13 protein-coding genes and 2 pseudogenes are annotated in these 13485 nt (G+C 66.3%); 8 read left to right on the top strand and 7 right to left on the bottom strand.

Going from position 1 to position 13485, the window contains the following annotated elements; all coding sequences use genetic code 11:
* Positions 1–213: 213 nt before the first annotated feature.
* The 6 genes and pseudogenes from CTP10_RS33920 to CTP10_RS33895 form a co-directional block, all read right to left on the bottom strand.
* Positions 214–363, bottom strand: a complete 150-nt coding sequence (locus tag CTP10_RS33920; protein ID WP_158577758.1) for a hypothetical protein — start codon at positions 361–363, stop codon at positions 214–216.
* Between the two features lie 682 nt (positions 364–1045).
* Complete coding sequence (locus tag CTP10_RS33915; RefSeq protein ID WP_116323493.1) at positions 1046–3748, bottom strand: bifunctional acetate--CoA ligase family protein/GNAT family N-acetyltransferase; 2703 nt, start codon at positions 3746–3748, stop codon at positions 1046–1048.
* Positions 3749–3804: 56 nt separating this feature from the next.
* Positions 3805–4458, bottom strand: a complete 654-nt coding sequence (locus CTP10_RS33910; protein ID WP_116323492.1) for a BON domain-containing protein — start codon at positions 4456–4458, stop codon at positions 3805–3807.
* A 94-nt stretch (positions 4459–4552) separates the two neighbouring features.
* Positions 4553–5199, bottom strand: a pseudogene (locus CTP10_RS33905) (BON domain-containing protein).
* A gap of 68 nt (positions 5200–5267) precedes the next feature.
* Positions 5268–5732 (bottom strand): CBS domain-containing protein, encoded by a 465-nt coding sequence (locus CTP10_RS33900; RefSeq protein WP_116323491.1) that lies wholly within the window; start codon positions 5730–5732, stop codon positions 5268–5270.
* 26 nt (positions 5733–5758) lie between these two features.
* A complete protein-coding gene (locus CTP10_RS33895; RefSeq protein ID WP_116323490.1) occupies positions 5759–6181 on the bottom strand; it encodes an Hsp20/alpha crystallin family protein in 423 nt (140 codons plus the stop codon).
* A gap of 361 nt (positions 6182–6542) precedes the next feature.
* On the opposite strand from CTP10_RS33895, the gene CTP10_RS33890 reads away from it, so the two are divergent.
* From CTP10_RS33890 to CTP10_RS33870, 5 genes and pseudogenes are all read left to right on the top strand, one after another.
* Complete coding sequence (locus tag CTP10_RS33890) at positions 6543–7337, top strand: helix-turn-helix domain-containing protein (RefSeq protein WP_116323489.1); 795 nt, start codon at positions 6543–6545, stop codon at positions 7335–7337.
* A 162-nt stretch (positions 7338–7499) separates the two neighbouring features.
* Complete coding sequence (locus CTP10_RS33885) at positions 7500–8930, top strand: thymidine phosphorylase family protein (RefSeq protein ID WP_233528445.1); 1431 nt, start codon at positions 7500–7502, stop codon at positions 8928–8930.
* Positions 8931–8959: 29 nt separating this feature from the next.
* Positions 8960–9046 (top strand): annotated as a pseudogene (locus CTP10_RS33880) (IS5/IS1182 family transposase); the annotation flags it as partial.
* 87 nt (positions 9047–9133) lie between these two features.
* Positions 9134–9598, top strand: coding sequence for a universal stress protein (locus tag CTP10_RS33875; protein ID WP_116323487.1), 465 nt, complete (start codon positions 9134–9136; stop codon positions 9596–9598).
* A gap of 51 nt (positions 9599–9649) precedes the next feature.
* Positions 9650–10135 carry a carboxypeptidase regulatory-like domain-containing protein gene (locus CTP10_RS33870; RefSeq protein WP_116323486.1) on the top strand — a complete coding sequence of 162 codons (486 nt, stop codon included), beginning with the start codon at positions 9650–9652 and terminating at the stop codon, positions 10133–10135.
* A 97-nt stretch (positions 10136–10232) separates the two neighbouring features.
* Here the strand turns inward: CTP10_RS33870 and CTP10_RS33865 are convergent, their stop codons facing one another.
* Positions 10233–10772, bottom strand: coding sequence for a flavodoxin family protein (locus tag CTP10_RS33865; RefSeq protein ID WP_116323485.1), 540 nt, complete (start codon positions 10770–10772; stop codon positions 10233–10235).
* A gap of 233 nt (positions 10773–11005) precedes the next feature.
* Here CTP10_RS33865 and CTP10_RS33860 point away from each other — a divergent pair, with 233 nt between their 5' ends.
* The 3 genes from CTP10_RS33860 (at position 11006) to CTP10_RS33850 (ending at position 13087) form a co-directional block, all read left to right on the top strand.
* On the top strand, positions 11006–11458 hold the full coding sequence (locus CTP10_RS33860) for a universal stress protein (RefSeq protein ID WP_116323484.1): 453 nt from the start codon (positions 11006–11008) through the stop codon (positions 11456–11458).
* A 39-nt stretch (positions 11459–11497) separates the two neighbouring features.
* Positions 11498–11776, top strand: a complete 279-nt coding sequence (locus CTP10_RS33855; protein ID WP_116323483.1) for a DUF1488 domain-containing protein — start codon at positions 11498–11500, stop codon at positions 11774–11776.
* 471 nt (positions 11777–12247) lie between these two features.
* Positions 12248–13087 carry a universal stress protein gene (locus tag CTP10_RS33850; RefSeq protein ID WP_116323482.1) on the top strand — a complete coding sequence of 280 codons (840 nt, stop codon included), beginning with the start codon at positions 12248–12250 and terminating at the stop codon, positions 13085–13087.
* Positions 13088–13485 lie beyond the last annotated feature (398 nt).

The following is a 13485-nucleotide window of genomic DNA, read 5'->3' as shown; positions in this document are numbered from 1 at the left end:
AGCCTGCGATGCCTTGGAATGCTGACCGATATCCCGCGTCCATGAAGCGGCTACCGCCGGCTGTGCGCCGAAGTTGCCAACGCCTTGCTCGCAAGCTGACATGACGAAGGCATGGCAATTCGCGTTACCATTGCCTGCTCGCGGCGGTGGGCTCGCAGGCATCCGGATCAACTGGCGGATACGCCGCCAACCGGCCCAGACTGGGACCAATGGCTATGAGGCAGGCGTCCAGCGCATCGTGCTGGACACGCCGCCCTTGGCCGGCACCACCAGCGTCTGCTCGCGCTCCTTGCCATCCGCGCTGGCGACGACGCGATAGCGGCCTGGCGGCCGCTTGACGAACAGGAACGGACCATCGGACACGGCAGCGAAGCGCTGCCGCAGCTGTCATAGATATGCGTGTCGACACCAGCGAGGTATTGACCGCCGGTTCCGGTGAAAGTGAGCCGCAGGCTGTAGTCGCCGCTGGCTTGCGCAGGTAAGCCGCCTCATCCTGACCGACACCGCCGGTCAGGTAGCGAACGCCATCGGCGTCCCGGGCGCCGGCATGCCATCCGCCGCGGTTGCTCCCGCCGCGCGCGGACTGCAGTCCTGCCGTACCGGCTGCCAACGCGGTTGTTCATCCCCATACGCCGGTTGTCAGACCCGCCGTGGCGCAGCGTGACGCGATCAGGTCGTGAGTGCGCTGCATGATCGCCTGGCGCTCCTGCGCGGACGTGGCGCTGCGCAGTCTTGCGCAAATGTCGGCTTGCTCCGGCTCGGTGAGCAGGTCTGCGCCGCGGACTGCCTCGCGGGGCCGCGGCGCGGCAGGCGACGGCTCGGGCTGGGCCAGCGCTGCGCGGTGCCGGCGCAGAGCAGGGCCGCCAGCAGCAGGGTCCGGCAGCCAAAGACACGTTGAAGGTTCATGGTGGGACAGTTCCGCAACGGGTTTATGAATGCGAGCAAGCCTGCCGCCGACTGCCCCAGGGGACGCTTGCAGGCAACGAGCAGCCTGCTCGCCTGCTACCAGCGTAGGCCGCCCGCCGCGCGCGCCAATTGCGATGCCTCAACCCTGCGTGTGAACGCCGGCATTCTCCTCGTGCAGCGCAAGGTGCAGACTGACACCCTCGGCGCCCGCCGCGATGCTCGACCTGAAGCCGCAGGCGCGCGCCAGCGTCAGCATGGCCCGGTTGTGCTGCATGGTGCAGCCCACCAGCGCGCCGATGCCCTTTACGCGCGCGTAGCGGATCATCTTCTCGAGCAGCAGCTTTCCCAGTCCTTGTCCCTTGCAGTCCGAGCGCACGGCGATGCCGAACTCCGCCTGGAGATTGTCCGGATCGGCAACCGCCCGGACCTCTCCCAAGATGGAAGTTTGACCACACGCATCGGTAGTCGTCGCGATGAACGCCATCTCCCGCGCGTAGTCGATCTGCGTGAGTCGTGCCAGCTGGCTGTGTACCGGCTCGCGGAACGTGCAGAAGTAGCGTGCATGGATATCTTCCGGCGTCAGCTGGCGGAAGTAAGCCTGGTAGGTCGCTTCGTCGGCCGGGCGCACGGGCCGAAGCACGACGGTGCGGCCGTCCTGCTCGACGCATTCCTCGAGCGCCTCCGGATAGGGCTGGATGGCCAGCCGTAGGCGCGTACCCGACGCCGGCACCTTGACGGCGATGCGGGCATCGAGCGCGATGACGCCTGCCGCGCTCGCCAGGAGGGGATTGATATCAAGTTCCGAGATCTCGGGAATATCGCAGACCAGGCGTGATACCTGTACCAGTACCTGGAGCAAGCCGTCCCCGTCGACGCCCGAGTGTCCGTGCCAGCCTTCCAGCAGGCGCCCGATGCGGGTGCGCGACACCAAATCTTGCGCGAGTAGCGCGTCGAGCGGTGGCAGCGCAACCGCATGGTCGCCAATGCGTTCGGTGTTGACGCCGCCATGGCCGAACAACAAGACGGGGCCGAACACGGGATCGGTGGCGGCGCCGACGATCAACTCGAAGCCATCGCCGTGCCGGACCATCGGCTGGACGGTAAAGCCTTCCACCCGTGCTTCCGGGGCTTGCTGCCAGATCCGCTCGAGCATGGCGCTGCCAGCGCTGCGCACCGCAGCGGCGTCGGCGAGGTCCAGTGCAACGCCGCCCGCGGCAGACTTGTGCGTGATGTCCGGGGACAGGATCTTGAGCACTACCGGATAGCCGATCCGTGTGGCCTGGTCGACAGCCTCATCGACGCTTGCCGCGGTCCGGGTTGCGATCACGGGGACGCCATAGGCGGCCAGCGCGGCCTTGGCCTCCGGCTCGGTCAGCAACTCCCTGCCGGCGCGGAGGGCATTGCCGATGATTGTGCGCACCTGGTCCTTGTCAGCTGGCGTGTACGTGCCGTCTGCGGGCGGCGTGCGCATCAGCAATTGCTGGTTCCTGTGGTATTCGCAGGCCTGCAGGAAGCCGCGCACTGCCCGCTCCGGGGTGTCGAAGGTCGGCACGCCGGCATGCTGGCACAAGCGGCGTGCCTGCTGCACGGCATCCGCCCCGAGCCATGCGGTCAGCAGCGGCTTGCCGCCCGACGGCGCGCTGACGATCGCGGCCGCGATCTGGGCGGCCGGCACGATGGCCGTGGGCGCATGGATCATCAACACAGCGTCAACCTCGGGCGCCTCGCAGAGGATGGCGTAGGCCTGCAGGTAGCGCTCGACGGGCGCGTCGCCGATGATGTCGACCGGATTCGCGCGCGGCCAGGTGGCGGGCAGCACGGAGTCCAGCCGGGCCAGGGTCTGGTCTGACAGCCGGGCCAGGGTCCCGCCGGCATCCGCCAGCGCATCCGTCGCCATCACGCCGGCGCCGCCGCCATTGGTCAGGATGGCGAGGCGCTCGCCACGCAGCCCGCGCATGCGTGCAAGCATCTCGACGGCGTCGAACAGGCCCTCGGTGCTGTCCACGCGCAGCATGCCGGCACGCCGGATGGCGGCGTCGTAGACGTCATCGGCACCGGCCATGGCGCCGGTATGGGACGCGGCGGCGCGCGCAGCCTGCGCCGAGCGCCCGCCCTTCACGATCAGCACCGGCTTATTGCGGGCGGCGGCGCGCGCCGCGGACATGAACTTGGCGCCGTGGCGGATCGCCTCCACGTAGAGCAGGATGGCATGCGTCTCGGCGTCGCCGGCAAGGTAGTCGAGCACGTCGGCGGCGTCCACATCGGCACTGTTGCCCAGCGAGATGAAATGGGAAAACCCGATCTGCCGCGAGCGCGACCAATCCAGCACGGCGGTGGCCAGCGCGCCGGATTGCGTGGCGAATGCCAGCTTGCCTTGCCGGGCCGTGCCGGGTGCGAAGCTGGCATTGAGGCCGACCCCCGAAGCGATCAGCCCGACACAGTTCGGCCCGAGAATCCTGAGCAGATGGGGCCGCGCCGCGTCCAGCATGGCTTGCCGCAGGGCGCCTCCGGCGCTGTCCTCGGGACCCTCGAAGCCGGAGGTCAGCACGATGGCCGCGCGCGTGCCGGCGGCGCCAAGCTCGGCGATGAGCCCCGGGATGGTGGGCGCAGGCGTGCACAGCACCGCGAGGTCCGGCGGTGCCGGCAACGCGCCGACGCGCGCGTAACAGGGTTGGCCCGCCAGCGTCGCATACTTCGGATTGACCAGGTACAGCTGGCCGGCAAAGGCGCCCGCGGACAGGTTCTCCAGCACGGTTGCCCCCACGCTATGCGGCCGCAGCGTCGCGCCGATGAGCGCGACCGAGCGCGGACGGAACAGGGCATCGAGGTTACGAACAGTCATGGCTGGCTCTCATGGCAACCGCCGGCAGCCCCGGCGTCCTGGGCCCTGTCGGGAGGTCAGAGATTCACCTGGATGATGTTCGACACCTCGCTGACCCCCGGCGCCGCCCAGGCGGCTTCGAACGCGGCCTCGCGCTCGGCCCAGCTGCGCAGGCTCCCGCGCAGCGTCACCACGCCGTCCTTAACGTCGACGGTGACATGGGTCGCGTCGTCCGCCGCCTGGCGCTCGATGGCCCTGGCGATCCGCTCCTTCACGTCGTGGGCCGCGATCGCGGGCTGGACCACGATGGCGTTGGCTACGCTGACCACGCCGTAGAGGCCGGCCACCGCGCGCTCCGCGGCCAGACGCTGGTAGTTCCAGTCGACCGTGCCGGTCAGCGTGACGCAGCCGTCCTCGACCATCACCTGGGTGCGATCCGCGGGCAGCACCGAGGTCCACGCCAGGATGTTGCTCGCGGCGCGTGCGATGTCGGCGTCCGTGCGCTGCGCGTCATCGGGCAGGCGCACATCGATTTCGACGGCCAGGCCTTTCACACCGGGCACGCGCCTGACGGCCTCTTCGGCGGCGTACTTGGCGGCATGGCTGGTGAGATGGCCGGTCAGCGTCACCACGCCGTCGTTGACCTGGACGCCGACCTCCGCGGCATCGACGGCCGGGTCCCAGGCCAGTTCCTCGACCACGTGCTGCTTGAGCTGGATATCGCCTTTCATGTCGGTTGCCTCCTGTTTGCCTTGCGCCCTCGGGCGCGATGGCGGCGCGTGCCGCCTGCTCCGTGCGTGCCGGCGCGGACACGCGGCATCGGCGTCACGGCCGCGTTTCCAGCTGATCGATGACCGCCGAGATGCCCGGCGCCGACCATACGGCACCGATGGCCGCGCGGCGGTCGGCCAGGGAATCCACGTGGCCGCTCAGCGTGGCGGTGCCATTCTCGACCTTGACGCTGATATGGTGGGCCTCGCGCACGGCATGGCGGCGCAGCGCCTCTTCGATGCGACTCTCCACATCGGGGGGCGCGGTCTTCTCATTCATCCGGATGTTGTTGACGACGCCGATCACGCACGTAACTGGCTGACCGTGCGTTCGGCCAGGTTCTTCTGGTAGCCCCATTCGACGTTGCCCGACAGCGTGACCCAGCCGCGCTCGACGCGAACCTTGATGACATCCGAGGGCACATGTACGTGCCATTGCAACGCCTCGCGAGCCGCCTCGGCAATGGCTTCGTCGAGGAAGGCGCCGGGCGGATGCACGTCGAGCTTGACGACGACCGCGCGTACGCCTGAGACGCGTTCCGTGGCGCGCTCGGCGGCGAGCTTCTCCGCATAGCTGGACAGGTGCCCGTTCAGCGTGACGATCCCCTCATGGACCTCGACGCCGATGGACGCCGCATCAATCGCCGGGTCCCAGTCGAGTTCCTCGGCGACGTCCTTCTGGATCTGATGATCTGATTTCATGCTTTACCTCTGCATGAGCCCGGCGCCGAAAAGGGCACCGGGTGCGGGGTCAAAAAACGCATTGGTGGTCAAGTGTGTAACCGGGTCGGCGCGCTGCCGGAACGCTCTCGCTCCTGCTCCTTGCGCACGAGCGAAAACAGCATGCCCCAGTCGGTTGCGAGGGCGGCGAACAGGTCATCGAGCGCAATCACCCCGATCACTGCCTCGCCATCCAGCACCGCCAGGCGCCTTACGCCGTGCGTCAGCATCAACTGCATTGCGTCGGCGACGACGGCATCCCGTTGGATCCCCACCAGACCACGGGTCATCACCTCGACCACGTCGGTCTGGCATGGGTCCGCACCGGTGGCCGTCGCACCGATGACGATGTCCCGGTCCGTGACCATGCCGACCGCGCGCGTCCCGGCCGGTGAATTCTCTGTCACGATCAGCGCACCGACGTGGCGGTCCCGCATCTGTACGGCAGCTTCCTGCAGGGTGCAGGACAGCGGGACATGCACGGCTTTCGCTGAGCAGATATCCTGGACTAGCATCCCGGTCTCCTTTTCGGCGCACTCGCCTAACGTACGGTAATGCGTTGCTGGGTCGAGCTTTCCTTCTTGGGCAGCACCAGGCGCAGCACGCCGTCCTGGAAGCTGGCATCGATCTTTTCCGTGTCGATGTTGCCGTCCAGCGTAAAGGCGCGCTGCACCGAGCCGCTGTAGCGCTCCTGGCGGATCACGCGGTCGCCTTCCTTCACCTCGGAAGCCTTCTCGAGCTTGGCGGAGATCATCACGGTCCCACGGTCTACGCTGACGTTGATGTCTTCCTTCTTCACGCCCGGCAGGTCGGCGGTAATGGTGAAGCTGCTCTCGGACTCGGCCACGTCGACCTTGAACGGCAGTTCTGTGTCAGGCGCAATCCGCCAGTTGCGTAGCATGCTCTGCAGCAGATCGCCGAGCGGTTCGATTGAAAACGGGTCGTAGCGCTTGATGTTGGTCATCACGGTCTCCAGGGAGGGCGGCGCGCGGTGCGCACCGGATGTTCTTACTGTGGCAAGCCGGGCCAATTGCGGTTTGTTTTGCATCAAACGGCCCCAGATTGTCTCGGGTGTGTGCGCCAGATACCGGTGTTGCATCACATGCGCCTGCGCGGAAAGCCAGGGCGTACGGAATGACCGGTGTCAGGGAACCCTGACAAGCGACGCTGCATTCCTGACACGCAACTCAGCGCAGCCTTCTAGGCGTGGAACCCGTGCCGTCCAATACTTCAGTCAAACATAGCGGCGTGCATGCAGATGCGGTCCGCCATGCGATGTGCGAACGCGGGTCGGGACCAGGAAGGCCGGGGGAACGGAGACAACCATGTTTGACTTGCATACTGAGGTTGATGCAGTTTGTGACGCGACCGACATGTCCGGTGCGCTCGACAGGCGCGAAGATGGGATGCCTGCAGCGAAGGTGCCGAGCGATGGTCGGGCCCGATGCACGACCTGCATGATGCGGAATATCTGCATGGCGGCCGCCAGCCTGGAGGCCGGCGAAATGGCCCGCCTGGACTCCGTCGTGCAAGGCTGGCGTTCGGTCAAGCAGGGCGAACGGCTGTACCGCGCCGGCGATCCGTTCCGCAGCCTCTACGCGGTCCGCGTCGGCTCGTTCAAGACCGTGGTGGCGCCGGAGCGGGGCAAGGAGACCATCTCGGGCTTCTTTATGGCCGGGGACGCCATCGGCATGGACGGCGTCTGCCAGGAAACCCATAACGGCGATGCGATTGCCCTGGAAGACAGCGTGGTCTGCGTGATCCCGTTTCACTTGCTTGAGGCGCTTTGCCGCGAGATCAAACCGCTGCAACGCCAGTTGCATAAGATGTTCAGTGCCGAGATCGTCAGGGAATCGCGCCAGATGATGCTGTTGGGCAACATGTCCGCCGAGCAACGCGTGGCGGCATTCCTGTTGAATGTCTCGGCACGCTACCGCGAGCGGGGCTATTCGGCCACGTCCTTTGTGCTGCGCATGACGCGTGAGGACATCGGCAGCTTCCTCGGCATGACCCTGGAAACCGTGAGCCGAATCTTGTCTAAGTTCCAACAGGAAGGGCTGCTCACCGTGCAGGGCAAGACCATCGAGTTGCTCAACCTGGACGCCCTCGATGCTCGCTAGCAGCGTCATACCCCGGCAAGGCATGACGTGAACGATCCCAGTTTTGATCCCGTAATTTCCGGCCGACACGGCGATGTCGTGGCCGCCGCCGCGTCCCGCGAAGTTGGGGCGCTGGTGTTCCGGCCGCTCGAGATCGATACGTGGCAGGAGCATGTCATCTACATGCATCCGGATTGCCCCATCTGCCGCGCCGAGGGCTTTTCCGCGCAGGCGCGCGTGCGCGTGCAGATCGGCGACAGGTCGTTGATCGCCACGCTGACGCTGCTGGGCGCGCCGCTGTTGAGCATGGGCGAAGCGAGCCTGTCGGTGAGCGCGGCACGGACGCTGGCGGCACGCGCCGGCGATGTCGTGCATGTCACCCATGCGCCCGCGCTGGAGTCGGTGCAGGCACTGCGTGCCAAGATCTATGGCTGCCACCTGGACAGCGTCCAGCTCGACGGCATCATCGGCGACATCAGTGCAGGGCGGTACGCCGACGTGCATATTGCCGCATTCCTCACCGCTTGCGCGGACGGTCGCATGAGCCTGCGCGAGACCGTCGACCTGACCCGGGCCATGGTCCGGTCCGGCCAGCGCCTGAGCTGGGACCGCGCGGTGATTGCGGACAAGCATTGCGTTGGCGGGCTGCCGGGCAATCGCATCACGCCGATCGTGGTGGCCATTGCGGCAGCGGCAGGGCTGCTGCTGCCCAAGACCTCGTCGCGCGCGATCACTTCGCCCGCCGGCACCGCCGATACGATGGAAGCCCTGACCCGCGTGACGCTGGATGCGGCGGAACTGCGGCGCGTGGTGGAGCAGGTCGGGGCGGCGCTGGTGTGGGGCGGCGGCGCGCTGAGCCTGAGTCCCGCGGACGACGTGCTGATCCGCGTGGAGCGCGCCCTGGATATCGACAGCGATGCTCAGTTGGTGGCCTCTATCCTGTCGAAGAAGATTGCCGCCGGCTCCACCCATGTGCTGATCGACGTGCCGGTTGGACTGACGGCGAAGATCCGCGACGACAGCGAACTGGAGCGCCTGCATATCGCCATGACCAAAGTCGCGGACGCTTTCGGATTGAAAATCCGGATTCTGCGCACCGACGGCTCGCAGCCGGTGGGCCGGGGCGTCGGGCCCGCGCTCGAGGCGCTCGACGTGCTGGCGGTGTTGCAGTGCCAGCCAACGGCGCCCGCCGACCTGCGCGAACGCTCGCTGCTGTTGGCGGGCGAGCTCCTGGAATTCTGCGGCGCGATACCGGTCGGACAGGGACGGCCGCAGGCCAGCAGTCTGCTCGACAGCGGTGCCGCCTGGGCCCGGTTCCAGGCGATTTGTGAAGCGCAAGGGGGGCTGCGCACCCCGGGGCAAGCGGTGTTCCGGCGCGACGTGCTCGCAGCTCGCAGCGGCATCGTGACCTCCATCGACAACCGGCACGTCGCGCGCGCGGCGAAGCTGGCCGGGGCTCCGCGCCGGCAGGTGGCCGGGCTGGAGCTGCATGTCCTCGCCGGCGACGAGGTTGTAGCCGGCGCTCCGCTCTGTACGCTGCATGCCCAGGCGTCCGGTGAACTGGACTATGCGTTCAGCTACGCCCTGGCGCATGACCTTTTCCGCATCGAATAGCCCGCCACACCCGGCCCTCCCGCCCAGCGGAGCGCCTTGCCACCATCCACGAAGCCTTCCTGAACATCGCCTGTTGCATCCTTTGCTGGCGGCATCTCAGAAAGTTATTCTGTTAGGCCCGCTTAGGGCTTCGTTGACTGGCATCAACCCGCATGTGCTTGCGACCGCTACTTTGGAAAGAACCAGCCGAAGCCGAGGTCGCCATGTACCGCCGCATTCTCCTAGCCATCGATGGCAGCCGCTCGTCCTTAAATGCCCTGGAGCAAGCCGTGTCCATGGCGTTGGCCACCCACGCCGAGGTCAGTGCAATGTTCGTCGTCGACGACAGCGACCTGTTCTTCGAGATCAGGCCGGGTTACCGGCCCTGGCTGATGGCTGACATCATTGCCTATGGCAAGCAGGTGCTGGCACGCGCCGGCGAGCGCCTGAGTGCCGCCGGCGTGCGCTGGAGCAGCAGGTTGGCCGAGACGCCTGGCACCCCTGCGAAGGTTGCCGAAGCGATCGTCGTGGAAGCGGACCACTGGAGTGCAGACCTGATCGTCATGGGCACACATGGCCATCGCGGCTTGCGGCGCATGGTGCTGGGCTCGGTCTCGGAGCACGTCGTCAGCAAGACGGTTCGCCCCGTACTGCTCGTTAGGCAGCAGTCGGGCAACGATACGCCCTGACCGTTCGGTTCCAGTCCGCGGACACCCAACAATTCGTTCGGAGTAACGCAAATGCAGGTTTCAAGAAGCCTTGGCGTCGGCCTGTCGTCGCTGGCGATTGCCGTTGCGGCGGTCGGTTGCGCCGCTCGCGCTACGCCCGCTGGCGCTGACGTGCAGATCATGGAGCAGCACGGCGTCTCCTACGTTTCGGGTGGAGACGATGACGCTGGCTTTCAAAGCATGCTGGCCATCGCCGCGCGTTTCAATGTACGGCTGACGATGGTGGATGCCGGGCGCGGCAACCCGCTGGACGGTGCCACGGTGGTCGTGGCCAGCCAGGAGGGTCGCGCCGTGCTGCAAACTACCGCCAGCGGGCCGCTGTTCTACATGCGACTCAAGCCAGGTACCTATCGGGTCGCGGTGAGCTACCAAGGGCGGAACCAGATGCGCGACATCGTCGTCGCTGGCGAGCCGCTCGACATGACGTTCCGGCTGCAGGTCAATACGCTCGAGGACGACTGGCTGCTCTGCGGCACAACACCCTGTCCGCGTCGCTGAGCCCGCAGCCTGACAGTGTCGCCGCGGGCCGAAAACGCGCAAGTTCGCGGCGGTTCAGGACGCCTCGAAAGAGGAGCGACCGAGCCGCAAGAAGCGCTCACGTCTGGTTTGGGGACAACCAGGCGGGACGCTCGGCGTGGGCAGGCCTGGAGTCCGCGAACCGCAACGCCTGCACGAAGTCATCGATCTCGGCGGCGGTATCGCCGCTCAGCACGTCTCGTTCGAGCAGCACGAGTGCCGGCGCGGGTGTCTTTCCCGTGAGTTTGCCTATCTCCGCCTCTGCCTGGAAGCCCCCGAGCGATGCCATGACACAGATTGCCGACACGCGCGCGGCTAGCGGCGGCTTGGCGACGCTGGCGGCCAGAAAGCTGCGCATCGGGGCCGCCAGCCTGCCCATCCATACCGGTGCCAGGACCACGATATGCTCGCAGCGATCGAGGGTCGGGCCGTCGTAGCGGTACTCGACCTGGCGGTGAAAGAGGTTATCGATAACGGACCGGATGTCGCCAAGGATCCCGGCGCGGCTTTTCACGTCGGCGACCTCGGCCAGTGGCCATCCGGTCCGCGCGGCAACGGCCTCTGCCACCTGGCGTACGGTGCCGGTGCGGGAGTAATAAACAATCGCGGTTTGGGTCATCACGGGGCTCCGGTCAAGTTGGCAGCGGACGTCGCTGCTTCTGCAGCGTAGGTCTTGCGTGGCGGCCGCCATTGATGCGCATCAACTGGGACATATGCCCGCCCGCCGCGGCGGTTGGAGCATCGTGCAGCGGCTTTGACACGTATCAACAGCAGTTGCGCCGGTTGCTCTACGCTGCATTAGACAAGTCCAGACCCGAGCCACCACAGACTCCTATCACCGGAGAAGCCGCTATGTACCAGCGCATCCTTGTCGCCATGGACGGCGGCGCCGCATCGGAGCTTGCCCTGGAACAGGCCATGATCATCGCGCTCGCCGCCAACGCGGAAGTGGAGGTGGTCCATGTGGTCGATGACCGCAGCCCGTTCCTGGATGTCAGCAACCTGGATCCGGTGAGATTGATAGAGGACCTCACGACGGCGGGCGAAAGCGTCCTCGCGGCTGCCGCCAGCAGGCTTGCCGCGGCGGGCATTCGCCACGTAACGCGGCTGCTGGGCAAGCCGATGGCCGAGGGCGACGTTGCTACCACGATCGCGGCCGAAGCCAATGGCTGGGACGCCGATCTCGTTGTGATGGGTACGCACGGCCGCCGGGGAGTGCGGCGACTCGTCATGGGCAGCGTCGCGCGAAGCGTGATCACCCTCGCCGTCGCGCCCGTCCTGCTTGTTCGCGCCGAGGAGGCGTAGCAGGCGAACAGACTTTGGAGGGCATTACCCCAGAGAGCTATGCATAAAATCGACTTTGCCGGCGAGATGCCGGATTATTGCCCGACCGGACCAAGCCTGCAGTGTGCCGCGAAGGTGGACGGCTTGCCGGCAACCTATAAGATCACTGCCGAGGCGCTTGAGGATCATTTCGGCGCGCGCTCGTACCGCAGTGAAGATTTGCTGCCGGCATTCATGAGCAACCGCAACGACATTGAACGCGTTGCGGGAGCGCTGTTCGAGATGACAGGTGAGCAGCACATCGTGCTGCACAGCGGTCATGTCCGCTTCGCGGTGTGAAGCGCACGTGGTGGCCGGCGGCGGCCGGTGCGCGCCCCACAGGAGGTCACCCATGAAAAATCGCTTGCAGTCATGCACCCCGGCAAGACAGCCAGGATGGCGCAGGCTTGCCGCCTGCGCGTTGGTGCCGTTATGCGCAGCGTGTAGCGCCGTACCGGACCCGTTGCGGCCACCGAAGCCGCGCACGCTCGCGTTGGCGTCAGGCGGCCCGGTGCAACCCGTACCTGATGTGCCCGCCAATGGCCTCTCATGCTCGCCTGGCCGCCCCGCTCAGTCGTAGCGCAGGTCAATGCCAACCGGCGCTCGCTCTATGGGAATCATAGTGGCGCGCACCAGAGCGGTAGTGGTGGTGCCAGCGGTATCGCCTATGGCGCGGACAGGAAGGTGGCTTGATGCACGACAAATCCGGGGCGGGGTGGCGATATAGATTTAAGCAAAGCCCCGTTCGGGGCTGCCTGATGGAGACAATCCATGGACTACGCAACGATCCTGGTTCATCTCGACGCCAGCCGCCGTGTGTACGACCGGCTGAACCTCGCCACCCAGCTGGCGCTGGAGTTCCAATCCACGCTGGTCGGCCTGCTTGCCGTCGGCAAGCCGGATCCCACCGCCGTGCGCTACCTAGTGGACGGCGACCGCTATCTCGCCTCCTACAACGAATGGCAGCATCAGGTCGGCGAGGGGGCCCGCCATGCCCTGATGGGCGCGACGGACGAGATAGCCGTCAATACGGAATGGCGGGCGCCGGACTGGGCCACGGCGGCGACGGTCCAGGCAGAGGCACATCGGGCGGATCTTGTCATCCTCGGACAGCACGATCCCACTGATGATGCCGCCTACGCTGAGCCCGGCTTTGTTGAATCCATCGTGCTGCAATGTGGGCGGCCGGTGCTGGTGGTCCCGTATGCGGGCCGGTTCCCGAGCGTTGGCAAGAACGTCATGGTGGCGTGGAACGGCAGCCGCGAGTCGGCGCGCGCCATCTGCGATGCGCTCCCGCTTCTGCAGCGCGCAGGCACCGTGGAAGTGGTTTCGTGGACACCATCGAGCGTTCTGAAGGGGCCTTGGGTGTCGCCGCCTCAGTATGCCGTGGACTGGCTGGCTCGGTATGGCGTGGAAGCGCAGCTGTGCACGCTTTCGGCGGGAGACGGCGATGACGTGGGCCAGATGTTGCTCTCACACGCCGCAGACCGAAATGCTGACCTGATCGTCATGGGCGCCTACGGGCACAGCCGGGTGCATGAGCTGGTCCTTGGCGGTGTCACCCGCACGCTGCTCGAGTCGATGACAGTGCCGGTACTGATGTCGCACTGATTTTGCCGCAGCGCCTCGGCGATGCGATGAAGGGAAGTGCGGTGCGGCGGCTGCTACGGAGCGGGATGGTAGGGCAAGTGCGGGAACGGAATCGGAGTAGCCTCAGGCCTACTAGCGGGACAGAGAGCCAGACAGGGCAGCAAGGTACCGGCCGTTCGCTGTCAATACTGAGGAGCGTGTCGCTCAATGGAATCCGATGAACGATGACAACGGAACACTCCGCCAGCTTGCGCAGGGTTTCTGGAGTGAGTTTCTTAGGCGTCGGCCGGCATTTCCCGTGTCCGACGGCATGTTTCCATTCGAGCCGGCTACCCGTGACCGGTACATCGAAGTTCACGCCAGGACTTATTCTGTCTGGCGAGCTCGGGCGATAAAGGCCAGCTTTTCTACCGAGGATT

The sequence above is a fragment of the Cupriavidus sp. P-10 genome, from assembly GCF_003402535.2.
Taxonomy (GTDB): domain Bacteria; phylum Pseudomonadota; class Gammaproteobacteria; order Burkholderiales; family Burkholderiaceae; genus Cupriavidus.
This window is presented reverse-complemented; position numbering and strand designations above follow the sequence as displayed.

What these genes read in the sequence shown, in the direction of transcription:
- CTP10_RS33895 (WP_116323490.1), bottom strand. Translation starts at nt 6,181, where the DNA reads ATGACCAACATCAAGCGCTACGACCCGTTTTCAATCGAACCGCTCGGC.
- CTP10_RS33890 (WP_116323489.1), top strand. Translation starts at nt 6,543, where the DNA reads ATGTTTGACTTGCATACTGAGGTTGATGCAGTTTGTGACGCGACCGAC.
- CTP10_RS33855 (WP_116323483.1), top strand. Translation starts at nt 11,498, where the DNA reads ATGCATAAAATCGACTTTGCCGGCGAGATGCCGGATTATTGCCCGACC.
- CTP10_RS33910 (WP_116323492.1), bottom strand. Translation starts at nt 4,458, where the DNA reads ATGAAAGGCGATATCCAGCTCAAGCAGCACGTGGTCGAGGAACTGGCC.
- CTP10_RS33875 (WP_116323487.1), top strand. Translation starts at nt 9,134, where the DNA reads ATGTACCGCCGCATTCTCCTAGCCATCGATGGCAGCCGCTCGTCCTTA.
- CTP10_RS33860 (WP_116323484.1), top strand. Translation starts at nt 11,006, where the DNA reads ATGTACCAGCGCATCCTTGTCGCCATGGACGGCGGCGCCGCATCGGAG.
- CTP10_RS33900 (WP_116323491.1), bottom strand. Translation starts at nt 5,732, where the DNA reads ATGCTAGTCCAGGATATCTGCTCAGCGAAAGCCGTGCATGTCCCGCTG.
- CTP10_RS33870 (WP_116323486.1), top strand. Translation starts at nt 9,650, where the DNA reads ATGCAGGTTTCAAGAAGCCTTGGCGTCGGCCTGTCGTCGCTGGCGATT.
- CTP10_RS33885 (WP_233528445.1), top strand. Translation starts at nt 7,500, where the DNA reads ATGCATCCGGATTGCCCCATCTGCCGCGCCGAGGGCTTTTCCGCGCAG.
- CTP10_RS33865 (WP_116323485.1), bottom strand. Translation starts at nt 10,772, where the DNA reads ATGACCCAAACCGCGATTGTTTATTACTCCCGCACCGGCACCGTACGC.
- CTP10_RS33850 (WP_116323482.1), top strand. Translation starts at nt 12,248, where the DNA reads ATGGACTACGCAACGATCCTGGTTCATCTCGACGCCAGCCGCCGTGTG.
- CTP10_RS33915 (WP_116323493.1), bottom strand. Translation starts at nt 3,748, where the DNA reads ATGACTGTTCGTAACCTCGATGCCCTGTTCCGTCCGCGCTCGGTCGCG.